22 protein-coding genes are annotated in these 21,791 nt (G+C 68.9%); 16 read left to right on the forward strand and 6 right to left on the reverse strand.

What is annotated here, in order from left to right; translation table 11 throughout:
• Positions 1 to 304 (forward strand): TonB family protein (locus QSG27_RS08895; protein WP_306705256.1); only part of this gene is annotated, 304 nt, incomplete at its 5' end.
• Between the two features lie 30 nt (positions 305 to 334).
• Here QSG27_RS08895 and QSG27_RS08900 read toward each other — a convergent pair.
• The gene (locus QSG27_RS08900; protein ID WP_306705258.1) at positions 335 to 1,402 is read right to left on the reverse strand and encodes a GlxA family transcriptional regulator; all 1,068 of its coding nucleotides are present in this window, start codon (positions 1,400 to 1,402) and stop codon (positions 335 to 337) included.
• Positions 1,403 to 1,521: 119 nt separating this feature from the next.
• Here QSG27_RS08900 and QSG27_RS08905 point away from each other — a divergent pair, with 119 nt between their 5' ends.
• From QSG27_RS08905 to QSG27_RS08925, 5 genes are all read left to right on the forward strand, one after another.
• Positions 1,522 to 2,592 carry an ABC transporter substrate-binding protein gene (locus QSG27_RS08905; protein ID WP_306705260.1) on the forward strand — a complete coding sequence of 357 codons (1,071 nt, stop codon included), beginning with the start codon at positions 1,522 to 1,524 and terminating at the stop codon, positions 2,590 to 2,592.
• A 26-nt stretch (positions 2,593 to 2,618) separates the two neighbouring features.
• Positions 2,619 to 3,701 (forward strand): ABC transporter ATP-binding protein, encoded by a 1,083-nt coding sequence (locus tag QSG27_RS08910; RefSeq protein WP_306705262.1) that lies wholly within the window; start codon positions 2,619 to 2,621, stop codon positions 3,699 to 3,701.
• An 8-nt stretch (positions 3,702 to 3,709) separates the two neighbouring features.
• The gene (locus tag QSG27_RS08915; RefSeq protein WP_306705263.1) at positions 3,710 to 4,561 is read left to right on the forward strand and encodes an ABC transporter permease; all 852 of its coding nucleotides are present in this window, start codon (positions 3,710 to 3,712) and stop codon (positions 4,559 to 4,561) included.
• The gene (locus tag QSG27_RS08920) at positions 4,558 to 5,346 is read left to right on the forward strand and encodes an ABC transporter permease (protein WP_306705265.1); all 789 of its coding nucleotides are present in this window, start codon (positions 4,558 to 4,560) and stop codon (positions 5,344 to 5,346) included. The genes QSG27_RS08915 and QSG27_RS08920 overlap by 4 nt, the downstream gene beginning before the upstream one ends.
• Positions 5,347 to 5,417: 71 nt before the next feature.
• Positions 5,418 to 6,431 carry a proline racemase family protein gene (locus QSG27_RS08925; RefSeq protein ID WP_306705266.1) on the forward strand — a complete coding sequence of 338 codons (1,014 nt, stop codon included), beginning with the start codon at positions 5,418 to 5,420 and terminating at the stop codon, positions 6,429 to 6,431.
• A gap of 109 nt (positions 6,432 to 6,540) precedes the next feature.
• Here the strand turns inward: QSG27_RS08925 and QSG27_RS08930 are convergent, their stop codons facing one another.
• Genes QSG27_RS08930 through QSG27_RS08940 form a run of 3 tightly spaced genes read right to left on the reverse strand, consistent with a single transcriptional unit; the run spans position 6,541 to position 9,340 of the window.
• Positions 6,541 to 7,155, reverse strand: coding sequence for a phenylacetic acid degradation protein PaaY (locus QSG27_RS08930; RefSeq protein WP_306705268.1), 615 nt, complete (start codon positions 7,153 to 7,155; stop codon positions 6,541 to 6,543).
• Positions 7,152 to 8,828, reverse strand: a complete 1,677-nt coding sequence (gene paaN / locus QSG27_RS08935; RefSeq protein ID WP_306705270.1) for a phenylacetic acid degradation protein PaaN — start codon at positions 8,826 to 8,828, stop codon at positions 7,152 to 7,154. Before paaN ends, QSG27_RS08930 begins: the two co-directional genes overlap by 4 nt.
• Positions 8,825 to 9,340, reverse strand: coding sequence for a flavodoxin domain-containing protein (locus tag QSG27_RS08940; RefSeq protein WP_306705272.1), 516 nt, complete (start codon positions 9,338 to 9,340; stop codon positions 8,825 to 8,827). The genes paaN and QSG27_RS08940 overlap by 4 nt, the downstream gene beginning before the upstream one ends.
• A gap of 263 nt (positions 9,341 to 9,603) precedes the next feature.
• Between QSG27_RS08940 and paaG the strand changes: the two genes are divergently transcribed.
• The 7 genes from paaG to QSG27_RS08975 all read left to right on the forward strand — a co-directional run bounded on the left by paaG (position 9,604) and on the right by QSG27_RS08975 (position 17,080).
• Positions 9,604 to 10,395: a 2-(1,2-epoxy-1,2-dihydrophenyl)acetyl-CoA isomerase PaaG gene (gene paaG, locus QSG27_RS08945; protein ID WP_306705274.1), complete on the forward strand. Its 792-nt coding sequence runs from the start codon at positions 9,604 to 9,606 to the stop codon at positions 10,393 to 10,395.
• Positions 10,395 to 11,945, forward strand: coding sequence for a 3-hydroxyacyl-CoA dehydrogenase PaaH (gene paaH / locus QSG27_RS08950; RefSeq protein ID WP_306705276.1), 1,551 nt, complete (start codon positions 10,395 to 10,397; stop codon positions 11,943 to 11,945). Before paaG ends, paaH begins: the two co-directional genes overlap by 1 nt.
• A complete protein-coding gene (gene paaI, locus QSG27_RS08955; RefSeq protein ID WP_306705278.1) occupies positions 11,938 to 12,375 on the forward strand; it encodes a hydroxyphenylacetyl-CoA thioesterase PaaI in 438 nt (145 codons plus the stop codon). Before paaH ends, paaI begins: the two co-directional genes overlap by 8 nt.
• Positions 12,376 to 12,453: 78 nt before the next feature.
• Entirely contained in the window at positions 12,454 to 13,662 is a 1,209-nt protein-coding gene (gene pcaF / locus QSG27_RS08960) for a 3-oxoadipyl-CoA thiolase (protein ID WP_306705280.1), read from the forward strand.
• 75 nt (positions 13,663 to 13,737) lie between these two features.
• The gene (gene paaK, locus QSG27_RS08965; RefSeq protein ID WP_306705282.1) at positions 13,738 to 15,048 is read left to right on the forward strand and encodes a phenylacetate--CoA ligase PaaK; all 1,311 of its coding nucleotides are present in this window, start codon (positions 13,738 to 13,740) and stop codon (positions 15,046 to 15,048) included.
• Positions 15,049 to 15,191: 143 nt separating this feature from the next.
• On the forward strand, positions 15,192 to 16,850 hold the full coding sequence (locus QSG27_RS08970; RefSeq protein ID WP_306705283.1) for an FAD-dependent oxidoreductase: 1,659 nt from the start codon (positions 15,192 to 15,194) through the stop codon (positions 16,848 to 16,850).
• A 35-nt stretch (positions 16,851 to 16,885) separates the two neighbouring features.
• A complete protein-coding gene (locus QSG27_RS08975) occupies positions 16,886 to 17,080 on the forward strand; it encodes a DUF2783 domain-containing protein (protein ID WP_306705285.1) in 195 nt (64 codons plus the stop codon).
• Between the two features lie 11 nt (positions 17,081 to 17,091).
• Here the strand turns inward: QSG27_RS08975 and QSG27_RS08980 are convergent, their stop codons facing one another.
• Positions 17,092 to 17,604 (reverse strand): MarR family winged helix-turn-helix transcriptional regulator, encoded by a 513-nt coding sequence (locus tag QSG27_RS08980; RefSeq protein ID WP_306705288.1) that lies wholly within the window; start codon positions 17,602 to 17,604, stop codon positions 17,092 to 17,094.
• A gap of 140 nt (positions 17,605 to 17,744) precedes the next feature.
• On the opposite strand from QSG27_RS08980, the gene QSG27_RS08985 reads away from it, so the two are divergent.
• From QSG27_RS08985 to QSG27_RS08995, 3 genes are all read left to right on the forward strand, one after another.
• Entirely contained in the window at positions 17,745 to 18,869 is a 1,125-nt protein-coding gene (locus QSG27_RS08985; RefSeq protein WP_306705289.1) for a homogentisate 1,2-dioxygenase, read from the forward strand.
• 70 nt (positions 18,870 to 18,939) lie between these two features.
• Complete coding sequence (locus tag QSG27_RS08990; RefSeq protein ID WP_306705291.1) at positions 18,940 to 19,959, forward strand: fumarylacetoacetate hydrolase family protein; 1,020 nt, start codon at positions 18,940 to 18,942, stop codon at positions 19,957 to 19,959.
• The gene (locus tag QSG27_RS08995) at positions 19,959 to 20,537 is read left to right on the forward strand and encodes a hemerythrin domain-containing protein (RefSeq protein ID WP_306705294.1); all 579 of its coding nucleotides are present in this window, start codon (positions 19,959 to 19,961) and stop codon (positions 20,535 to 20,537) included. The genes QSG27_RS08990 and QSG27_RS08995 overlap by 1 nt, the downstream gene beginning before the upstream one ends.
• A gap of 96 nt (positions 20,538 to 20,633) precedes the next feature.
• On the opposite strand, the gene QSG27_RS09000 is transcribed toward QSG27_RS08995, so the two are convergent.
• Positions 20,634 to 21,698 carry a 2Fe-2S iron-sulfur cluster-binding protein gene (locus QSG27_RS09000; RefSeq protein ID WP_306705296.1) on the reverse strand — a complete coding sequence of 355 codons (1,065 nt, stop codon included), beginning with the start codon at positions 21,696 to 21,698 and terminating at the stop codon, positions 20,634 to 20,636.
• Positions 21,699 to 21,791 lie beyond the last annotated feature (93 nt).

A 21,791-nucleotide genomic window follows, 5' to 3' on the forward strand; every position in this document is an offset into this window, starting at 1 on the left:
CGACGCGGGCGGCGACGGGGCGGACGCCATGCAGGCTTATCTGGAGGAGGTGCGGAGGCGCCTTCAGGCCCGGCTTGCGGTGCCGGCGGAGGCACGGCGGCTCCGTTTGGGCGGCACGGTGCAGGTGCGCTTCACGGTGCGGCGTGACGGCAGCGTTCCGGGGGAGACCATCGCCGCGGTGTCCGGCAACGGCATCGCGGTGCTGGAGCGGTCGGCGGTGGAGACGGTGGCCCGTGCCGCCCCGTTCCCACCCCCGCCCAAGCCGGCCACCATCGACGTGCCGGTGCTGTTCGCCGTCCGCTGATCCGCGCGCAGCAAGGCCGTCGTGCCGCCGTCACGGCGCCTGCGGGGCGTCCTCGCGCTTGTCGCCCTCGCACTTTCCCTTGCGCGCCCGGCTGGGCATCTCGCCGAACTGGGTCTTGAAGTCCCGCGAGAAATGGGCGGCGTCGGCGAAGCCGCAGTCGAAGGCGATCTCGGTGATCGTCCGGCGCGTGTGCTCCAGCAGCCAGCGGCCATAATCCAGGCGCAGCCGGCGCTGGAAGGCCGACGGCGAGACGCCCAGCGCCGCCTGGAAGGAGCGTTCGAGCTGCCGGGCGCTGACGCCGACGTAACGGGCGATGGCCTCGACGGAGGGCGGGGAGTCCAGCCGCTGCTCGATGAAGTGGGACGCCTGACGGACGCGGGCGTCGGTCACGCCGTTCAGGTTCGCGTAGAAATGCGCCTGCGGCAGCGCGCCGGGGCGGATGTCCTGAAGCATCATGTGGCGGACGGCCTGCCGCGCCTTCTGCCCGCCGCAGTGCCGGCCCACGAGGTAGAGGCCGAGGTCGATGGCCGCCGTCGATCCGGCGCAGGTGATCAGGTCGCCCTCGTCGATGAACAGGTGATCCACCGAGGCGTTGACGGTCGGGAAGCGCTCGCGGAAGGTGTCCAGCACGTTCCAGTGCACGCAGACGCGGCGGGTGCCGACAAGGCCGGCGCGGGCGATGGCGAAGGTGCCCGTGCAGATGCCCAGAAGACGCACCCGCTGGGCCGCCACCGTCCGCAGATAGGCGGTGAGCGGCCCCGGAACCTCGTTACGGTAGTCGTTGCCGCCGCACACCGCCACGTAATCGAAGGGGGCCGGGGCCAGCAGGTCGCTGTTGGGGGAGACCAGCACGCCGCAGCTCGACCGCCGGGGCTGCCCGCCGACGCTCATCACCGTCCAGCTCGCGTCGATCTGCCGGCTGCGTCCCCCGAGGTCGGCCGCCAGCCGCACCGCGTCGATCAGGCCGGAAAAGGCGGTCAGCGTGAATTGGTCGAGAAGGACGAAACCGATGCGCAACCGGGGGGCGGTCCCGGAGTCGGAAAGGGGGACGGCGTCGTGTCCGGGAGCGTCGGGCGTGTCGGGTCGAGGGGTCGGCATGTCGGAAATATTCAAGGATTCGGCAGCATTCTTCTATCGGAAAATACGTTGGAACAATTAGCTTTCGAACGAACCATGGCTCTGACGCCCGCTGGACCGACACCACGAAGGAACCGGTCATGACCCATCCGCGCGCCGCCAACCGAAACGCCACCCGCTTTGCCGCCCTGTCCGCCGTCCTGGCGGCGGGCGTTTCCTTTTTCGCCCTGCCGGCTGCGGCCCAGAGCGAGATCCGCGTCGCCTGGTACGGCGGCAACTGGGGCGATGCCTTCCGCACCTGCGTCGCCGAGCCCTTCACCAAGGCGACCGGCGTCCGCGTCGTGCCGGAGATCGGCACCTCGACCGTGACGCTCGCCAAGCTGCAGCAGCAGAAGGACGCGCCGACGCTCGACGTCGCCTACATGGACGGCGGCATCAGCGAGCTGGCCCAGGCGGCGGGCGTTCTGGACGCCATCGACCCGGCGGGTGTGCCGAACCTGTCGAAGGCGCAGCCGGAGGCGGTCTACAAGGCGGACGGGTCGATCTTCGCCGTCGGTTCCGGCTACTACTCGCTGGGCCTGACCTACAACACCAAGGAGGTCAAGACCCCGCCGACCTCGTGGAACGACCTGTGGAAGCCGGAGTTCGAGGAGGCGGTGACCATCCCGTCGCCGGCCAACTCCTCCGGCGTGCCCTTCGTCATGTTCCTGAACCGCATGTGGGGCAACCCGCCGGGCGACCTGTCCAAGACCTTCGCGAAGCTGAAGACGCTGAAGACCGCGCTCTATTTCGACAGCTCGGGCGCGGCCAGCAACGCCTACCAGAGCGGCGAGGCGCTCATCGGCGCGCACTTCAACGTCGGCGCCTGGGATCTGGCGGACAAGGGCCTGCCCATCGGCTTCACCGTGCCGAAGGAAGGCGTGTGGGCGACCGACGCCCGCCTGCATCTGGTGAAGAACGCCCCGCACAAGGCCGACGCCCAGCGCTTCATCGACACCGCCCTGACCCCGCAGGCGTCGGCCTGTCTGGCGGAGAAGCTCTATCTCGGTCCGGCGGTGCAGGGCGTGTCCGTGTCGCCGGAGGTGGAGCGCAAGCTGCCCTGGGGCGTCGGCGGATCGGTCAAGAATCTCCAGCTCTTCAACTGGGCGGACATCAACCGGGACCGCGCGGCGATCACCGACGCCTGGAACCGCGAACTCGCCCGCCAGTGACCGACACTCAGCCGGGGAGCCTTTCCATGTCCGACGCCCTGCTCTCCATCCGTTCCATCGACAAGCATTTCGGCGCCTACCACGCGCTGAGGGACGTGTCGCTGGACGTGGCCCACGGCGAGTTCGTCGCCCTGCTGGGGCCGAGCGGCTGCGGCAAGACGACCCTGCTGCGCTGCATCGCCGGTTTCCTCTCCCCCGATTCCGGAACCATCCGGATCGGCGGGGAGGACGTGACGCGGTTGCCGCCGCACCGGCGCCCGCTGAACACGGTGTTCCAGCACTACGCCCTGTTCCCGCACATGAGCATCCTCGACAACGTGGCCTACGGGCCGCGCCGTCACGGGGTGGCGCGGGGCGAGGCGCTGGAGCGCGCCCGCGAGGCGCTGGAGCTGGTCGGGCTGGACTCCGCGGCGGGGCGCTTCCCGCGGGAGCTGTCGGGCGGCCAGCAGCAGCGCGTCGCCCTGGCGCGGGCCTTCGTCAACCGCCCGAAGCTCCTCCTGCTCGACGAGCCGCTGAGCGCGCTCGACCTGAAGCTGCGCAAGCGGATGCAGATCGAGCTGAAGCATCTCCAGGAGAAGCTGGGCATCGCCTTCGTGTTCGTGACCCACGACCAGGAGGAGGCGATGAGCATGGCCAACCGCATCGTCGTCATGAACCGTGGCGTGATCGAGCAGGTGGGCGACGGGCGGACCATCTACACCAGCCCGGCCAGCCGCTTCGTCGCCGATTTCATCGGTGAGGCCAACCTGCTGCCGGGAACGGCGGAAGGCGACGCCGGGGTGCGGCTGGGGGTGGGGGCGGCGCTTCTGCCCCATCTCGGCGCCGACGCGCGGCAACGCTACACCGCGGTTCTGCGGCCCGAGCATGTCGAACTGCTGGACCAGCCGGAGGCGCCGGGTCTCATCACCGACCAGGGCTTCGTCGAGGACGTCATCGACACCGGGGGGCAGACCGTCGTGACGGTGCGCGTCGGCGAGCATCTGCTGGCCAGCCGCCGGCTGGGCATGGCGGGGAAGGGGCTGAATCCGGGGGCGCCGGTCTTCGTCGGCTTCCGTCCGGGGCACGTCCACCTCATCGCCGAGCCGGCCCCGCACCGGTCCGGACCATGAGCACGACCATGAGCGCAGCCATGAACCGAGCCCTGCCCCTGCTGGCGGCCCCGGTCGCCTTCTTCGTGGCCTTCTTCGCCGTTCCCATGATCGTCGTCGTGTCGTCCAGCCTGATGGCCGGCGGCGTGCCGTCGCTCGGCAACTACGCGCGGGTGCTGCTCGACCAGTATCACTGGGACGTGCTGGCGGCGACCTTCCGCATCGCCGGGCTGACCACGGCGGCCTGCGCGCTGCTCGGCTACCCGCTGGCCTATTATCTGGTGCGGGTGGTCAAGTCGCGGGCGCTGCGGCGGACCTGCGTCATCCTGCTGGTGCTGCCGCTGTTCACCAGCAACATTGTCCGCTCCTTCGGCTGGATGGTCCTGCTGGGGCGCAACGGCCTCGTCAACGACGCGCTGGTCGGGGCCGGCATCCTGGACCGCCCGATGCGCTTTCTCGGCACCGAACTGGGCATCGTGATCGGGCTGGTCTACATCCTGCTGCCCTTCATCGTGCTGGCGGTCGGCAACGCGCTGGCGGCGGTGGACCCGGCGCTGGAAGACGCCTCCTCCGACCTCGGCGCCACGCCCTTCGACACCTTCCGGACGGTCACCTTTCCGCTCTGCCTGCCGGGGCTGATGTCGGGGATCGTCATGGTCTTCACCCTGGCCGTCAGCGCCTACGTCACGCCGGCTCTGCTGAGCGGCGGCAAGATCACGGTCTTTCCCATGCTGATCTTCCAACAATACAGCACCGTCTTCGACGTGAACTACGGCGGCGCGCTCAGCATGACGCTGCTGGTCATGACGCTGGTCCTGGTCGGTCTGGCCGGCTGGATCGGCAACGCCGGGGCCGACGCGAAGGGGAGGGCCGCCCGATGATCGCACGGCTTCTCCTGCGGGTCGTCTCCTGGTCGGTCATGGCCTACCTGATCCTGCCGCTCCTCGTCATCGTCGGCTCCTCCTTCACGGCCACCAGCTACCTCGCCTTCCCGCCGCAGGGGCTGACGCTCGACTGGTACGGGCGGATGCTCGCCGACACCTCCTATCTGGCGGCCTTCGGCACCAGCACCCTGCTGGCCCTGGTCGCCACGGCGGCGGCCCTGCTGCTCGGCGTGCCGGCGGCGCTGGCCATCGCCCGCTGCGAGTTTCCCGGCAAGCGGTTCCTGCTGTCGCTGCTGATGTCGCCGCTGGTCCTGCCGCATGTCGTTCTGGGTGCGGCCCTGCTGCAATACTGCGCGGCGCTGGGCCTGATGCGCAGCTTCACGGCGCTGCTGGTCGGGCACATCGTGATCGTCATGCCCTTCGTCCTGCGCTCCGTCCTGCCGCAATTGACGCCGGAGCAGCGGGCGCTGGAGGAGGCGTCGGCGGACCTCGGCGCCCGCCCGATGGAAACCTTCTTCCTCGTCACGCTGCCGCAGATCCGCAGCGGGCTGGCGAGCGGCGCGATCTTCGCCTTCATCTCCTCCTGGATCAACGTCGAGCTGAGCATCTTCAACACCACGGCGGAGATGACGACCATCCCGGTCAAGCTGTTCAACTACGTCCAGTACACGATCGACCCGGTCATCGCCGCGGTGTCCTCCATCACCATCGGCGTGGCGGCTCTGGCGATCGTCATCCTCGACCTCACCGTCGGGCTGCACCTTCTGTCGGACCGGCGCTGACCGCCGGTCCCGGCACCCCCCGCTTCATCCCCCGATCAATCTCTGAATCCGATCCACGAAAGGGTCCTTCCATGCGCATGCAAGACGCATTCGATGTCCTGTACACCCACACCGAGGGCGAGCCGCTCTGCATCATCCACAGCGGCATCCCCTATCCGCCGGGCTCCAGCATCCTGGAGAAGCGCCAGTTCCTGGAGACCCATTACGACTGGCTGCGCGAAGCCCTGATGCGCGAGCCGCGCGGCCACAAGGACATGTTCGGCGTCTTCCTGACCCCGCCGTCCGGCCCGGACTGCGACGCCGGCCTGATCTACATCGACGGCACCCAGTATTCCCACATGTGCGGCCACGGAACCATCGCCGTCGCCATGGCGATGGTCGCCAACGGCCTCGTCCGCCGCGGCGAGAACGGGCGCACCACCATCCGCTTCGAGACCACCGCCGGCCTCGTCGTTGCCGAGGTGGCGCATGAGGGCGACCGGGTGCTGTGGACCCGCTTCGAGAACGTCCCGGCCTACGTCGCCGCGCAGGACGTGGAGTTCGAACTGCCGGAGATCGGCCCGCTGAAGGCCGACATCGTGTGGGGCGGCAACTACTTCGGCATCATCGACCTGACCGGCACGTCGCTGCGCATCGGGGCGGAGAACGGCACCGCCCTGTCGCATTACGGCATCCTGGCGCGCGAGCAGCTCCGCCGCAAGGTGGCGATCCAGCACCCGGCGTCGGCCCACATCAACAACTTCAACTTCGTGACCTTCTGGCACGAGCCGACCATCGAGGGCGCCTTCTACAAGAACGTCCACGTGTTCAGCGCCGGCCAGCTCGACCGCTCGCCGGGCGGCACCGGCACCAGCGCGATGATGGCGATGTTCGAGGCGCGCGGAAAGATGGCGATCGGCGATACCATCCGCTCCGAGGGGCTGCTCGGCACGGGCACCTTCGAGGGCAGCCTGCTCGGCGAGACCCGCCTGAACGGCGTCCGCGCCGTGCGCCCGACCGTGAAGGGCACCGCCAGCATCCTCGGCACCGCGCGCTGGGTCATCGACCGCAACGACCCGGTGGGCGCCGGCTTCCTGGTCGCCTGACCGGGAGGTATCCGACCGGGAGGCGCCTGACCGGGAGGCGCCTGACCGGGAGGCGCCGCCGGGGTCGCCTTCCATCCAGCCCCGCGCCTTCCGCGCGGGGCTCCGGAACCTACGCCTTCACCTTGTGCAGCGGCTGGGTGTCCCCGCCCTCGACGCGCGGGCGGTTGGGTTCCTCCTCGGTCAGGGGATCGCACTCGACCATGGTGGCGAGGGAGCGGGCGGTCAGGCGCTGGTACTCCGTCGTTCCCTCCGCCTTCCAGGCGATCTCGTCCTCGCGCAAATCGCGGATCACCTTGGCGGGGAGGCCGGCGACCAGGGTGCGCGGGGGCACCGCGAATCCAGCCTTCACGAAGGCCATGGCGGCGACGATGGACTGCTCGCCGATCACCGCGCCGTCCATGACCACCACATTCATGCCGACCAGCGCGCCGCGCTTCACGACGCAGCCGTGCAGGACCGCCCCGTGGCCGACATGCCCGTCCACCTCCACCACCGCGTCATGGCCGGGGAAAGCGTGGAGCGTGCAATTGTCCTGCACGTTGCTGCCGTCCTCCAGGATGATGCGGCCGAAGTCGCCACGCAGGGATGCGCAGGGGCCGACGTAGCAGCCGGCCCCCACGATCACGTCGCCGATCAGAACGGCGGAGGGGTGCACGAAGGCGGTCGGGTGGACCACCGGCACCACGCCGTCGATGGCGTAAACCTTCGGACGCAGGCCCGTCATGCGGCGGCCGGAACGCGGGTCTGGACGACGCGGAAGCGGCCCGCCACGAAGGCGAGGTCGCACAGCGCGGCGTTGCAGGCCGGGTTGGCGCCGGTGCCGTGGAAGTCGCTGAAGGCCGCCGACTGGTTGACGAACACGCCGCCGGTCAGGTTGACGGACAGGGCGACACCCGCCTCGGTGAAGGCGTCCTGGGCCGCGGCGATGGTGTTCCGGTCGGTGCTGTAGAGCGCGGCGGTCAGCGCGCCCTTGCCGCGGGCGAGGGTGGTCGCGCGGGCCAGGGCGTCTTCGGTGCCGTCCACCTTCACGATCATGGAGATGGGGCCGAAGAGTTCCTGGCCGTACGCCTCCTCGTCCTTGGCGTCGAGGACGAGGATGAGCGGCGTGTGGACGCGGGCGTCGGCGAACTTCGGGTGGTCCAGCTTGCGGGAGGCCAGGGCGACGGCGCCGAGGCCGTGGGCGTCCTGAAGGCGTTTCAGGGTGGCGTCGGACTGGATGGCGCCCAGCACCTCGACGGCGCGCTCGGCGTCGGACAGGAACTTGTCGGTGGCGCCGGCGATGGCCTGGACGACCTGATCGAAGGACAGCGGTTCGCCGCCGGCCCTGATGCCGTCCTTCGGCACGAAGATCACCTGCGGGGTCGTGCACATCTGGCCGGAATAGAGCGACAGCGAGAAGGCGAGGTTGCGCGCCATGCCCTTCGGGTCGTCGGTCGAGTCGATGACGACCGTGTTGACGCCGGCCTTCTCGGTGAAGACCTGGGCCTGCCGGGCGTTCTGCTCCAGCCAGTTGCCGAACTCGCTGGAGCCGGTGAAGTCGATCAGCGCGACCTCGGGCCGGGTGGCGAGGTCCTTGGCGATGGGCGCGTCGGCGCTGTCCGCGGCGAGGGTGACGAGGTTGGGGTCGAGGCCGGCTTCGCCGAGGACCGCGCGGCAGATCTCCACCGTGATGGCGAGCGGCAGGATGGCCGCCGGGTGCGGCTTCACGATCACGGCGTTGCCGGTGACGAGGCTGGCGAACAGGCCCGGATAGCCGTTCCAGGTCGGGAAGGTGGCGCAGCCGATCATCACGGCCACCCCGCGCGGGACCACCTCGAAGACCTTGTCCATGACCAGCGGCGGATTCTTGCCCTGCGGCTTCTCCCAGCGGGCGGAGGGGACCTGATCGGTCATCGCCTTCCAGCCGTAGGTGACGGCTTCGAGGCCGCGGTCCTGGGCGTGCGGGCCGCCGGCCTGAAAGGCCATCATGAAGGCCTGGCCGGTGGTGTGCTGGACGGCGTTGGCGATCTCGAAGCTGCGCGCGTTCAGGCGAGTCAGGATTTCCACGCAGACCCCCGCCCGTCCGTCCGGGCCGGCCTTGCGCCAGCCGGGCATGGCGGTCTTCGCAGCGGCGAGCAGGGCGTCCAGGTCGGGCTTCGGATAGGTCACGCCGAGGTCGAAGCCGAAGGGCGAGCGTTCGGCGCCGATGAAGCCGCCGGCGGCGGGCTGGTCCAGATGGAACAGCTTGTTCAGGCGTGCCTTGAAGGCGGTCTCGCCGTCCGCGGCGGCGGTCTCGCCATAGACGCGGGGGCTCGGCATCTCGGCGAAGGGCGACCAATAGCCGCGCTGGCGCGAGGCGGCGACGGCCTGATCCAGGGTGGCGCGGTGGCGCTCGAACAGCTCCTGCGGGGTGGTCATGACGGGCATCTCCTCCGGGTTTCTTCGTGTTGGTTGTTTTCGTTGTGGTGGGCCGCCGGGGCGTTCAGCAAGGCGGTCCAGCTTTCGAGCCACGCCAGCGCGTCCTCGTCCGGCAGCGGCTGCTGGCAGGCGTCGATCTCCAGGCGCTCGCCGAGACGGGTGGCGCTCAGGCGGCGCAACGCCTCGTCCAGGCGGCGGCCGGCGAGGCAGAAGGTGTCGCGATAGGTGCGGTCGCCGAGCGCGATGACGCCATAGCGCAGGCGCGAGAGGTCCGGGCGGGTCTCGTCCAGGCTGCGGACGAAGGGGGCGATGTTGTCCGGCCAGTCGCCATGGCCGTGGGTCGAGGTGCAGACCAACAGCACCCCACGGTCGGGCAACCGCAGGTCGGCGCAGCCCTGGCCGGTGGAAAGCGTGGCGCCGTGGCCGGCGCGCGCCAGCGCGTCGCGCACGCATTCGGCGACGAGGTGGGCGTTTCCGGACTCCGAGCCGACGACGATCAGGATCTCAGCCATGGCCGGACCTTAAACCAAGGCCGCCGGGTAGTGATACCGATTTTTGGAGTATGACTGTTGTTCTGTATCCCTTCGTCCCGGCCCTAACGGGTGGGGATGCTGGAAAAGCGTCTTCCCGCTTGCCCATACCGCGCCGCCGATGACATATTACAACCAAGCGCACAGTGCGCATAAAACTGTATCATATCGATACGGCAAGAACGGCCCCAACGAAGGGACGATTAGGGAATGGAAACGCACCTCTTCACGGCGGGAGTCCGCCGATGAGCTACGCCAGCATCCTGTTCGAGGTGGCGGACGGCGTGGCGACGCTGACGCTGAACCGCCCGGACAAGCTCAACAGCTTCACCAGCGCCATGCACGCGGAGGTGCGCGACGCGCTGTCCCGCGTGAAGGACGACGAATCCGTGCGCTGCCTGCTGCTGACCGGCGCGGGGCGCGGCTTCTGCGCGGGGCAGGACCTGTCCGACCGGGCGGTCGCGCCGGGGCAGGAGATGCCGGACCTTGGCCAATCCATCGAGGCGAACTACAACCCGCTGGTCCGCACGCTGCGCGCGCTGGAGATGCCGGTCGTCGCGGCGGTCAACGGCGTGGCGGCGGGGGCGGGAGCGAACATCGCCTTCGCCTGCGACCTCGTGCTGGCGGGACGGTCGGCGAGCTTCATCCAGGCCTTCTGCAAGCTGGGGCTGGTCCCCGATTCGGGCGGAACATGGTTCCTGCCCCGGCTGGTCGGCACGCAGCGGGCGATGGCCCTGGCGATGCTGGGAGAAAAGGTGACGGCGGAGGAGGCCGAGCGGCTCGGTATGATCCACAAGGCGGTGGATGACGCGGAGCTGATGCCGGCCGCGACGGCGCTGGCCCGGACGCTGGCGGCCCAGCCGACCAGGGGTTTGGCCCTCATCAAGAAGGCCATCCACGCCTCCACCACCAACACGTTGGACGAGCAGTTGGACCTGGAGCGCGACCTTCAGCGCGCCGCCGGCCGCACCGCCGATTACCGCGAGGGCGTCGCCGCCTTCCTGGAGAAGCGGGCGCCCCGATTCGAGGGCAAGTGATGCCCCGGGAAAATTCCAAGGCGCTGGACCGTTCGGCGACCGTGGCCGTGGTCGGCTGCGGCGCCATGGGGGCCGGCATCGCGCAGGTGGCGGCAACCGCCGGGCATAGGGTGCTGCTGTTCGACGCGCGGGAGGGGGCGGCGGCCAGGGCGATGGACGGCATCGCCGACGCGCTCGCCAAACTGGTCGCCAAGGACCGGATGCGCGAGGAGGACCGGGTCGCCCTGCTCGGGCGGCTGGAGCCGGTGGAGCGGCTGGCGGCGCTGGCTCCCGCGGCGCTGGTCGTCGAGGCCGTCGTCGAGGATCTGGAGGTCAAGCGCGGGCTGTTCCGGGACCTGGAGGGGATCGTGGGGGAGGAGGCGATCCTCGCCACCAACACCTCGTCCCTGCCGGTGACGGCGATTGCCGCGCCGCTGAAACGGCCGGAGCGGTTCGCGGGCCTGCACTTCTTCAATCCCGCGCCGCTGATGGCCCTCGTCGAGATCGTCAGCGGGCTGGCGACGGACCGGGCGGTGGCGGAGACGCTGTTCGCCACGGCGAAGGACTGGGGGAAAAGCCCGGTGTTTGCCCGCTCCACGCCGGGATTCATCGTCAACCGGGTGGCGCGGCCCTTCTACGCCGAAGGCTTGCGGGCCTTGCAGGAGCAGGCGGGGGACCCGGCGACGCTCGACGCCGTGATGCGCGACTGCGGCGGCTTCCGCATGGGGCCGTTCGAGTTGATGGACCTGATCGGCCATGACGTGAACTTCGCGGTCACGCGGTCGGTGCACGCGGCCTATTTCGGCGATCCGCGCTTCCAACCCTCGCTGATCCAGCAGGAGCTGGTGGAGGCGGGGCGGCTGGGCCGCAAGACCGGGCGCGGATTCTACCAGTACGGAGCGGGGGCGGAGACGGCGCGGGCGAAGGACGCGCCGGAGGCTCCCAGGCCGTCGCGGGTGTCGGTGGAAGGGCATCTCGGGCCGGCGCACGGGCTGTTGGCGATGATCCGCGAGGCGGGCATCGCGGTGGAGGAACTGCCGGAGCCCGGACCGGGGCACCCCATCGGGCGGCTGGTGGTGGACGGGGTGACGCTGACCCTGACCGACGGGCGCAGCGCCACCCGGCACGCGGCGGACATCGGGCGGAAGGACGTGGTCCTGTTCGATCTGGCGCGGGACTATGCGGGGGCCTCCCGCATCGCCATCGCGGCGGCGGATGGGGCGGCGCGCGGGTCCGTCGCGACGGCGGCGGGGCTGTTCCAGGCGCTGGGCAAGCGCGTGTCCGTTCTGGACGACCTGCCGGGCCTTCTGGTCATGCGCACCGTCGCCATGCTGGCGAACGAGGCGGCGGACGCGGTGCTTCAGGGGGTCGCCAGCGCCGCCGACGTCGACACCGCGATGACCAAGGGCGTGAATTACCCGCTGGGGCCGCTGGCCTGGGCCGAGAGCATCGGGCTCGACCTCGTGGTGGACGTGCTGGACGCGCTCAACCGGACCTATGGCGAGGACCGCTACCGCGCCTCGGCGCTGCTGCGCCGCAAAGTATGGGGAGGAACCTTCTTTCATGACTGAGACGAACAGGGCGCAGGCCATCGCCGAGGCGGTCGGACGGGGCATGTACGAGCGCGACCATTGCGCCATCGCCCATGGGATCGAACTGGTGGCGATCGCGCCGGGCTACGCCCGCATGACCATGACCGTGCGCAAGGACATGGTGAACGGTCACGACATCTGCCACGGCGGCATGACCTTCACGCTGGCCGACACGGCCTTCGCCTACGCCTGCAACGCCGGCAACGAGGTCACCGTGGCCGCCGCCTGCAACATCGTGTTCCCGGCCCCGGCGAAGCTGGGCGACGTGCTGACGGCGGAATGCCGCGAGGTGCACAAGCGCGGCCGGGCCGGCGTCTACGACACGACCGTGACCAACCAGGAGGGCGCCGTCATCGGCGTCTTCCGCGGCCAGTCCATGCGCATCCAGGGCGAGGTCGTGGCGGTGTAAGCGGGTGCCCCCCCATCCCTCCCCCGCGAAGCGGGGGAGGGATGGGGGGCAACAAGGAAGAATGTTGGGAGGGAACACATGACCGAAGCCTACCTCTGCGACGCGGTTCGCACGCCGTTCGGGCGCTATGGCGGGGGGCTCGCGCCGGTGCGGGCGGACGATCTGGCCGCCGTGCCGATCAGGGCTCTGATGGAGCGCAACGCGGGCGTGGACTGGGCCGCCGTGGACGACGTGATCCTCGGCTGCGCCAACCAGGCGGGCGAGGACAACCGCAACGTCGCCCGCATGGCCGCGCTGCTGGCGGGCCTTCCCGTGGAGGTGCCGGGGACGACCGTGAACCGGCTGTGCGGGTCGGGGCTGGACGCGCTGGGCATGGCGGCGCGCGCCGTCAAGGCCGGCGAGGCGGACCTCGTCATCGCGGGCGGGGTGGAAAGCATGACCCGCGCGCCCTTCGTCATGGGCAAGGCCGACGGCGCCTTTTCCCGCGAGGCGCAGATGTTCGACACCACCATCGGCTGGCGCTTCGTGAACCCGAGGATGAAGGCGGCCTACGGGATCGATTCGATGCCGGAGACGGCGGAGAACGTGGCCACCGATTACGGCGTGAACCGGCAGGATCAGGACGCCTTCGCGCTGCGCAGCCAGCAGCGGGCGGCGCGGGCGCAGGAAACCGGGCGGTTCGCGCGGGAGATCGTGCCGGTGCTGATCCCGCAGCGGAAGGGCGACCCCAAAGTTATCGACAGGGACGAGCATCTGCGCCCCGACACGACGCTGGAGGCTCTGGCGAAGCTGGGGACGCCGTTCCGGAAGGAGGGCGGGACGGTGACCGCCGGCAACGCCTCAGGCGTCAACGACGGGGCGGGGGCGCTGCTGGTGGCGTCGGAGGCGGCGGTGCGCCGCTATGGCCTGACGCCGCGTGCGCGGGTGACGGGGCTCGCCACGGCGGGGGTGCCGCCGCGCGTCATGGGCATCGGGCCGGCTCCGGCGACGCGGAAGCTTCTGGAGCGGCTGGGCGTGCCGGTCGGCGGCGTCGACGTGATCGAGCTGAACGAAGCCTTCGCGGCGCAGGCGCTGGCGGTGCTGCGGATGCTCGGGCTGCCGGACGACGCGGAGCATGTGAACCCCAACGGCGGGGCCATCGCGCTCGGCCACCCGCTGGGGGCGTCGGGCGCCCGGCTGGCCGGAACGGCCCTGGTCGAACTGGAGGCTCGCAAGGCGCGCCGCGCGCTCTGTACCATGTGCATCGGGGTGGGGCAGGGCATCGCGTTGATGCTGGAGCGCGACTGACCGCACCCCCATATAAATTCGCAGGGCCAACAAAACAAAAACCGGCCAGGAACGCAGCCTCGGGAGAGAAACGCCATGTTGATGCTGAACACACCGCTGCAGCACGAGCTCGACCATTACGAGACGGCCAGCCGGGACGAGATCACCGCGATGCAGATTTCGCGGCTGAAATGGTCGCTGCAGCACACCTACGCCAACGTCGCGCATTTCCGGGCCAAATGCCAGAAGAAGGGCGTCACCCCCGCCGACTTCAAGGAGTTGAAGGACCTGTCGCTGTTCCCCTTCACGGTGAAGGAGGATCTGCGCCAGACCTATCCGTTCGGCCTGTTCGCCGTGCCGATGACCGAGCTGGTGCGCCTGCACGCCTCCAGCGGCACCACGGGCAAGCCGACGGTGGTCGGCTACACCGACGCCGACATCCACAACTGGGCCGATCTGGTGGCGCGTTCCATCCGCGCGGCGGGCGGGCGGCGTGGCGACCGGGTGCATGTGTCCTACGGCTACGGGCTGTTCACCGGCGGGCTCGGCGCCCATTACGGGGCGGAGCGGCTGGGCTGCACCGTCATCCCCATGGGCGGCGGCCAGACGGAACGGCAGGTCCAGCTCATCCGGGATTTCGAGCCCAACGTCATCATGGTCACCCCCTCCTACATGCTGAACATCGCGGAGGAGATGGAACGCCAGGGCATGAAGACTTGGCAGACCGCCCTGCGGGTCGGAATCTTCGGCGCCGAACCCTGGACCAACGCCATGCGGGCGGAGATCGAGCAGAAGTTCGGCATCGACGCCGTGGACATCTACGGCCTGTCGGAGATCATGGGGCCGGGCGTCGCCAGCGAGTGCGTGGAGACCAAGGACGGTCCGGTCATCTGGGAAGACCATTTCTATCCGGAGATCATCAACCCGGAGACGGGCGAGGTCCTGCCGGACGGCGAATATGGCGAGCTGGTCTTCACGACGCTGACCAAGGAAGGTCTGCCGATGATCCGCTACCGCACGCGCGACCTGACGCGGCTGCTGCCGCCGACCTCGCGCAGCATGCGGCGCATCGACAAGATCACCGGGCGGTCGGACGACATGCTCATCATCCGCGGCGTGAACGTCTTCCCGACGCAGATCGAGGAGCTGATCTGCAAGGAACCGATGTTCGCGCCCCATTACGAGCTGGTCGTGTCGCGCGACGGGCATATGGACAATCTGGCGGTCCGGGTCGAGACGGAGCCGCACCACGCCGGCGGCGACCGCAAGGCGTATGCTAAGCACCTGCAACACCGGATCAAGTCGCTGATCGGCATCACCACGGCGGTCGAGGTGGTCGATCCCGGCGCCATCGAGCGCTCGCAGGGCAAGGCGAAGCGCGTACGGGATCTGCGGCCGAAGGGGTAAGGTTGCGGGTGTCCCCTCCCTTTCCGTTCCACCGGGGAGGGAGGGGGCAATAACCCTCCGGCGCGCGGGTCTTTCCGTTTGAAAAGTATCATTTGAAACAGTATCATCAGAAACAAATAAGGATACATCGGGGGAAACGCACCATGCACTCGACCTACAGCTACCCGAAATTCGCCTACACACCATCGGAGGAGCAGCGCACCGGGACCGTCAAGCGCCATCCCGTCGTGGTGGTCGGGGCCGGGCCGGTCGGCATGACCGCCGCCATCGACCTCGCCCAGAAAGGCGTGCCGGTGGTCGTGCTGGACGACGACGACACGGTCAGCATCGGCAGCCGCGCGGTCTGCTACGCCAAGCGGGCGCTGGAGGTGTGGGACCGGCTGGGCTCCGCGCAGCGGATGATCGACAAGGGCGTGATCTGGAAGATCGGCAAGGTTTTCCACGGCGACAAGCAGGTCTACCAGTTCGACCTGCTGCCGGAACCGGACCACAAGAACCCGGCCTTCATCAACCTCCAGCAATATTATCTGGAAGAATACCTGATCACCGACGCGAAGAAGACCGAGCGGGTCGATCTGCGCTGGAAGTCGCGCGTGCTGTCCGTGAAGCCGATGAGCGACCATGTGGTGTTGCAGGTGGAGACCCCGGACGGCGTCTACGCGCTGGAGGCCGATTGGGTGATCGCCTGCGACGGGGCCAAGTCCTCGATCCGCAAGATGCTGGACCTCGATTTCGTGGGCGAGGTGTTCCAGGACCGCTTCCTGATCGCCGACGTGGTGATGAAGGCGGATTTCCCGGCGGAGCGCTGGTTCTGGTTCGACCCGCCCTTCCACCAGAAGCAATCCACCCTGCTGCACATGCAGGCCGACAACGTCTGGCGCATCGACTTCCAACTGGGCTGGGGGGCCGATCCGGAGGAGGAGAAGAAACCCGAGCGCGTCATCCCCCGCCTGAAGGCCATGCTGGGCGAGGACACGGCGTTCGATCTGGAGTGGGTCTCCGTCTACACCTTCCAATGCCGGCGGCTGGAGAATTTCCGCAAGGGCCGGGTCTTCTTCGCGGGCGACAGCGCGCATCAGGTCTCGCCCTTCGGCGCGCGGGGCGCCAACTCCGGCGTGCCGGACGCCGACAATCTGGTGTGGAAGCTGAAGCTGGTGATGGACGGCGTGGCGCCGGACAGCCTGCTGGACACCTATTCGGACGAGCGGGTCGCGGCGGCCAAGGAGAACCTGCTGAACTCCACGCGCTCCACGGATTTCATCACGCCCAAGAGCGAGGTCAGCCGAACCTTCCGGGACGCCGTGCTGAATCTGGCGGGGGAGCACCCCTTCGCGCGGTCGCTCGTGAACTCGGGCCGTCTGTCCACGCCGACGACCTATGTGGACAGCCGGTTGAACACGCCGGACAGCGACCGTTTCGCGGGCAACATGGTACCGGGCGCACCGGCGACGGACGCTCCGGTCGAAGCGCAGGGGCAGGCCGGCTGGCTGATGGACAAGCTGGGCGGCGGCTTCGTCGCGCTCTATTACGCCGGGGGAGACGCGGTGCCGGCGGAGGTGGCGGAGCGCCTGGACGCTCTGGCCAAGGGGGCGGTGCCGTTCGCATGGCGTGCCGTCACCAACCGCCGCCGCGAGGCTCTGCCGAATGAACTGTTGGATGTGAACGGCCGCTTCGAGGAGCGGTACGACGCCACGCCGGGCACGCTCTACCTGATCCGCCCCGACCAGCATGTGGCCGGGCGCTGGCGGACGTTCGATGCGGACAAGCTGGCCGCGGCGCTGAACCGCGCCGTCGGCCTGTAAATCGGCCTGTAAGAGACGATTGGGAGGATACAGTCATGGCCACGCTCGTGACCGAGAACCGGATTGCGAAACCGGACGATTTCTACGAGGCGCTGATCGACACGCATCGCGACCTGAGCGCCGAGCAGAGCAACATGGTCAACGCCAAGCTGGTTTTGCTGCTGGCGAACCACATCGGCGACATGGAGGTGCTGAAGGAGGCGCTGCGCGTCGCCCGCAAGGGGGTGTGAAAGCGGACGGTTCAGGTCTTCGGCAGCCGCTGCTCCGGGGCGGAGGCAAGCTGGTCGGCCTGGGCCTGCATCCTGGTCAGGAGGCGGTCGAGCAGGGCCGCTTCCTCCTCCGTCAGGGCGTGGGTCAGTTGATCCTCGTAGGCGAGCGCCAGGGGCACGATCTGCGTGTAGATGTCCAGCGCCTTGGGCGTCAGGGTCAGCAGCGCCTTGCGGCGGTCGGTGTCGCCCGCTTCACGCAGGATCAGGGCGGAGTCCAGCATCCGGCTGATGGCGCGGCTGACCTGCACCTTGTCCATGGCGGTGCGCTGGGCGATCTCCCCGGCGCTCAGCGTCTCCCTGCCGCCCAGAACGGCGATGATCCGCCATTCCGGGATCGTGATGCCGAAGCGCTTCTCATACAGCTTCGCCACCGTGTGGCTGACCGTGTTGGACAGCACCGACAGCCGATAGGGCAGGAAGCGGGTCAGGTGCAGCGTGGCAGCGCCGGGAGCGGTCTCCGAACGCTTGCGGCGGGCTTGGGGCATGAGTCGTCGCCGTTCCAGCGGTTAAGTCCGTCCATCCTGCGCGCAAATTTTCTTGTTGCAACTGTTTCATATGAAACTAAACTGTGGTCGGCCGACACGCGCCATGAATCGTCTGGCCACCACGATCTGGGAGGATCGCCATGAAGAACTGGATCTCGTTTCCGCGGGTGGAGGGCACCGCGACCCGTCAGGCCCACGTCCGTCTGCCGGCTGGGACCTATGAGCGCGAAATGGGGCGCGAGGGCTTTTTCGGCCCGGCGACCCAGATGCACCACGCCCATCCTCCGACCGGTTGGACCAGCTTCGACGGCGACCTGCGCCCGCGCGCCTTCGACCTGAACCGGTCCGAAGAGCTTGCCGACTGCCCGCTGAGCGCCGTGCGGCTGATGGGCAACGGGGCGACGCAGGTCCGGATGTGGCGCTTCCAGGGGAAGATGGAGCATCTGGTCCGCAACGCCGACGGCGACGACCTGCTGTTCTTCCACCAGGGCGGCGGGCACCTGTTCTGCGACTACGGTCATCTTGAGGTGCGCGAGGGCGACTATGTCGTGCTGCCGCGCAACACCGCCTGGCGGCTGGAGAGCGATGGGCCGGTCACCGCGCTGATGATCGAGGCGACCAACGACGCTTACCAGTTGCCGCACAAGGGGCTGGTCGGGACGCACGCGATCTTCGACCCGGCGGTGCTGGACGTGCCGGCGCTGGACGACGCCTTCCAGGGCCAGAAGAACGAACGCGAGACGGTCGTGCGCGTGAAGAAGCGGGGGCGGGTCAACGCCATGGTCTACCCGTTCAACCCACTGGACGCGGTGGGCTGGCACGGCGATCTGGCGCCGGTGCGCATCAACTGGCGCGACATCCGGCCTTTGATGAGCCACCGCTACCACCTGCCGCCCAGCGCGCACTGCACCTGGGTCTCGGCGCGGTTCGTGATCTGCACCTTCGTGCCGCGTCCGATCGAGTCCGATCCGGAGGCGCTGAAGCTGCCCTATTATCATTCGAACGAGGACTACGACGAGGTGCTGTTCTATCACCGCGGCCAGTTCTTCTCACGCGACAACATCCATCCGGGGATGGTGACCTATCATCCCTCGGGCTTCCCGCACGGGCCGCACCCGAAGGCCTACGAGGTCGCCCAGAAGTTCGAGCGCAAGGAAACCGACGAGGTCGCCGTGATGCTCGACACCCGCGACCCGCTTGACGTCTACGAGGGCATGGCCGCGACCGAGTGGCCGGGCTATGCCGACAGCTGGAAGGCCAAGTAAGGCGTGGGGTCCTGGTGCCTTGGCGAGAAAATAGAGTCTTGAAAATGGATTCTGGGAGGAAGGACCCGGCATGAAGCTGGCAACTCTGAAAGCGGGCGGTCGTGACGGCACGCTCGTGGTGGTGTCGAAGGACCTGACGCGGTGCCGGGCGGTCCCCGGCATCGCGCCGACTTTGCAGCAGGCGCTCGACGGCTGGACGGAGGTCGCGCCGAAGCTGGAGGCGGTCAGCCGCGCGTTGAACGCGGACGCAGCGTCGGGCGAGCCGTTCGACCCGGCCCAGGCCGCCTCGCCGCTGCCGCGCGCCTATCAGTGGGCAGACGGTTCGGCCTACGTGAACCATGTGGAACTGGTGCGGAAGGCGCGCGGGGCGGACATGCCGCCGAGCTTCTGGACCGACCCGCTGATGTACCAGGGCTGCTCCGACGCCTTCCTGGGGCCGTGCGACCCGATCCCGGTGGCGGACGAGGCGTTCGGCATCGACTTCGAATCCGAGATCGCCGTCATCACCGGCGACGTGCCCATGGGCGTCTCGGCGGACGCGGCGCGCGGGCACATCCGGCTGCTGATGCTGGTCAACGACGTGTCCTTGCGCAACCTGATCCCGGCGGAACTGGCGAAGGGCTTCGGCTTTTTCCAGTCGAAGCCCGCGTCCAGCTTCTCCCCCGTGGCGGTGACGCCCGACGAGCTGGGCGGCGCCTGGGACGGCGGCAAGGTCAACCTGCCGCTGGTCACCCACCTGAACGGCGCGCTGTTCGGCAGGCCCGACGCCGGGGTGGACATGACCTTCGACTTCCCGACGCTGGTGGCGCACGCGGCGAAGACGCGCGTCCTGGCGGCGGGGTCGATCATCGGGTCGGGCACCGTGTCCAACAAGCTGGACGGCGGGCCGGGCAAGCCGGTGGGGCAGGGAGGCGTGGGCTATTCCTGCCTTGCCGAAATCCGCACGATCGAGACCATCGAGACGGGCAAGCCGCAGACCCCCTTCATGCGCTTCGGCGACCGGGTGCGGATCGAGATGTTCGACGGGGCCGGCGACAGCGTCTTCGGCGCCATCGACCAGCCGGTGGTGCAACACCGGGGGCAAAACTGATGACCGACGCGCTGAACGTCATCAAGACCGAACACCGCAACCTGATGCGGGTGGTCAACATCTTCGACATCGTGCTGCGGGAGGCCGAGCCCGACTTCCCGCTGCTCACGGCCATCGTGGATTATCTTCAGCAGTTTCCGGACACGTACCATCATCCCAAGGAGGACCGCTTCCTGTTCACGGCGCTGCGCGCGCGCGACCCGGACGCGGCGGGCATCCTGGACGAGCTGGAGGCCGAGCACGACCTGTGCCTGAAGGCCACGAACGGGTTGCGCGCCGCGCTGGACGCCTATCGGGCGGGCGCGCCGGGGAGCGGGGCGGCATTCCGTGCGGTGGCCGAGGATTACCGGCGGCTTCAGCTGCGGCATCTGCAGAAGGAAGAGGGCGTGGTCATGCCCATGGCGAAGCAGGCGCTCCGTCCCGGGGACTGGGTGGAGATCAACGCCGCCTTCGCCGACAACAAGGACCCGCTGTTCAGCGGCGACGCCGCGGAGAGCGTGCGGGCGCTCTATTCCCGCGTGGTGAATCTGGCGCCGGCGCCCTACGGGCTGGCCGATGCGCACACGCGGGAGTCCTGAGCCGCCGGGTCTTGAAGCGACGCGGAAAAAAGCGCCCGGACCTCGCGGTCCGGGCGTTCAGTGGGGTCTATCGCGTCCAAGTGAGGGGACGCCCCTTCACCCGTTGGCCACGAGCCGCTCGGCTGGCGGGGCCTCCGGGATGGCTTGCGAGACGTAGCCTTCCCTGTGGATCAGCTCGTCCCGCGCACCCAGCGCCTTGGCGGCGTGGGCGCAATCTTCGACGAAGGCGGGGCTGCCGGCGATGAACACGCTGTGCGCCGACAGATCCTGGAACAGCGTGGGCAGGACGACCGGGATGCGCCCGCTCAGCCCCCCTTTGCCGGACCCGTCCTGCCGGTCGCGGGTCAGCGTGGTCAGGAACTTGAAGTTCCGGTGCTTGGCCTGCCAATAGGCCATCAGGCCGCGGGCGTAGACGTCGTCGTCGGTGCAGGCGGAGAACAGCAGCGTCACCGGCTGGCGGTAGCCACGCCGAAGCGCTGCGTCGGCCAGCGCCAGGATGGGCGCGAGGCCGGAGCCGGCCGCCATGCACAGCACCGGCGTGTCCACCGACGGATCGCCGATGAAGGTGCCGTAGGGGCCGGACAGCTTCACCATGTCCCCGCTTTTCAGCGTGTCGTGAACCCACAGGCTGGTCACCCCACCCTCGGCGCGGGTGATCTGCAGGACGATCTCCCCGTCGGCGCGCGGCGCGTTGGCGATGGAGTAGCAGCGCGGCGGGATGCCGGCGGACTCGTCGCCCAGCATCACGTATTGGCCGGGCCAATAGCGCAGCGGCTGTCCCAGCGGGCGCAGCAGAAGCTCCACGATGCGCGGCGTGCGCTGGATGCGGTCGGTGACGATGAACAGCACGTTTTCGCGCGGAGGGAACAGCTTGGGCTGCGCGTCGGCGGTGCCGTACTCGATGACCAGCTCCGCGGAGATGGGCTTGGCCATGCACATCAGGCCGTAGCCGTCCTTCCGCTCGGCCTGGGACAGCGCCATGTCCAGCACCATGCCCTGGTCGAATTGGCCGCTCAGCACCTTGACCTTGCATTCCCCGCAGGCCCCGGCGCGGCAGTTGTTGGGCAGGGCGTAACCGGCCTGCTCCAGCGCCGAAAGCACGGTCTCGCCCTCGCGGCACTCGACTTCGCGGCCCGAGGGATGGAGGCGGATGCGGCTCACGGACGAGTCCTCCCTAGACTCTTGGTGGATTCTTGTTCGGAAGAGACGGCCGGCGAGAGCGGAGCCCTGCCGGCCGTACGTCAGTTCGTGCCG

Source organism: Azospirillum isscasi, from assembly GCF_030849505.1.
GTDB classification, from domain to species: Bacteria; Pseudomonadota; Alphaproteobacteria; order Azospirillales; family Azospirillaceae; genus Azospirillum; species Azospirillum isscasi.

Coding starts and splice junctions, on each gene's coding strand:
- QSG27_RS08990 (WP_306705291.1), top strand. CDS start 18,940: ATGAAGCTGGCAACTCTGAAAGCGGGCGGTCGTGACGGCACGCTCGTG.
- pcaF (WP_306705280.1), top strand. CDS start 12,454: ATGACCGAAGCCTACCTCTGCGACGCGGTTCGCACGCCGTTCGGGCGC.
- QSG27_RS08900 (WP_306705258.1), bottom strand. CDS start 1,402: ATGCCGACCCCTCGACCCGACACGCCCGACGCTCCCGGACACGACGCC.
- paaN (WP_306705270.1), bottom strand. CDS start 8,828: ATGACCACCCCGCAGGAGCTGTTCGAGCGCCACCGCGCCACCCTGGAT.
- QSG27_RS08970 (WP_306705283.1), top strand. CDS start 15,192: ATGCACTCGACCTACAGCTACCCGAAATTCGCCTACACACCATCGGAG.
- paaG (WP_306705274.1), top strand. CDS start 9,604: ATGAGCTACGCCAGCATCCTGTTCGAGGTGGCGGACGGCGTGGCGACG.
- paaH (WP_306705276.1), top strand. CDS start 10,395: ATGCCCCGGGAAAATTCCAAGGCGCTGGACCGTTCGGCGACCGTGGCC.
- paaK (WP_306705282.1), top strand. CDS start 13,738: ATGTTGATGCTGAACACACCGCTGCAGCACGAGCTCGACCATTACGAG.
- paaI (WP_306705278.1), top strand. CDS start 11,938: ATGACTGAGACGAACAGGGCGCAGGCCATCGCCGAGGCGGTCGGACGG.
- QSG27_RS08995 (WP_306705294.1), top strand. CDS start 19,959: ATGACCGACGCGCTGAACGTCATCAAGACCGAACACCGCAACCTGATG.
- QSG27_RS08920 (WP_306705265.1), top strand. CDS start 4,558: ATGATCGCACGGCTTCTCCTGCGGGTCGTCTCCTGGTCGGTCATGGCC.
- QSG27_RS08915 (WP_306705263.1), top strand. CDS start 3,710: ATGAGCGCAGCCATGAACCGAGCCCTGCCCCTGCTGGCGGCCCCGGTC.
- QSG27_RS08940 (WP_306705272.1), bottom strand. CDS start 9,340: ATGGCTGAGATCCTGATCGTCGTCGGCTCGGAGTCCGGAAACGCCCAC.
- QSG27_RS08980 (WP_306705288.1), bottom strand. CDS start 17,604: ATGCCCCAAGCCCGCCGCAAGCGTTCGGAGACCGCTCCCGGCGCTGCC.
- QSG27_RS08975 (WP_306705285.1), top strand. CDS start 16,886: ATGGCCACGCTCGTGACCGAGAACCGGATTGCGAAACCGGACGATTTC.
- QSG27_RS08905 (WP_306705260.1), top strand. CDS start 1,522: ATGACCCATCCGCGCGCCGCCAACCGAAACGCCACCCGCTTTGCCGCC.
- QSG27_RS08930 (WP_306705268.1), bottom strand. CDS start 7,155: ATGACGGGCCTGCGTCCGAAGGTTTACGCCATCGACGGCGTGGTGCCG.
- QSG27_RS08985 (WP_306705289.1), top strand. CDS start 17,745: ATGAAGAACTGGATCTCGTTTCCGCGGGTGGAGGGCACCGCGACCCGT.
- QSG27_RS08910 (WP_306705262.1), top strand. CDS start 2,619: ATGTCCGACGCCCTGCTCTCCATCCGTTCCATCGACAAGCATTTCGGC.
- QSG27_RS08925 (WP_306705266.1), top strand. CDS start 5,418: ATGCGCATGCAAGACGCATTCGATGTCCTGTACACCCACACCGAGGGC.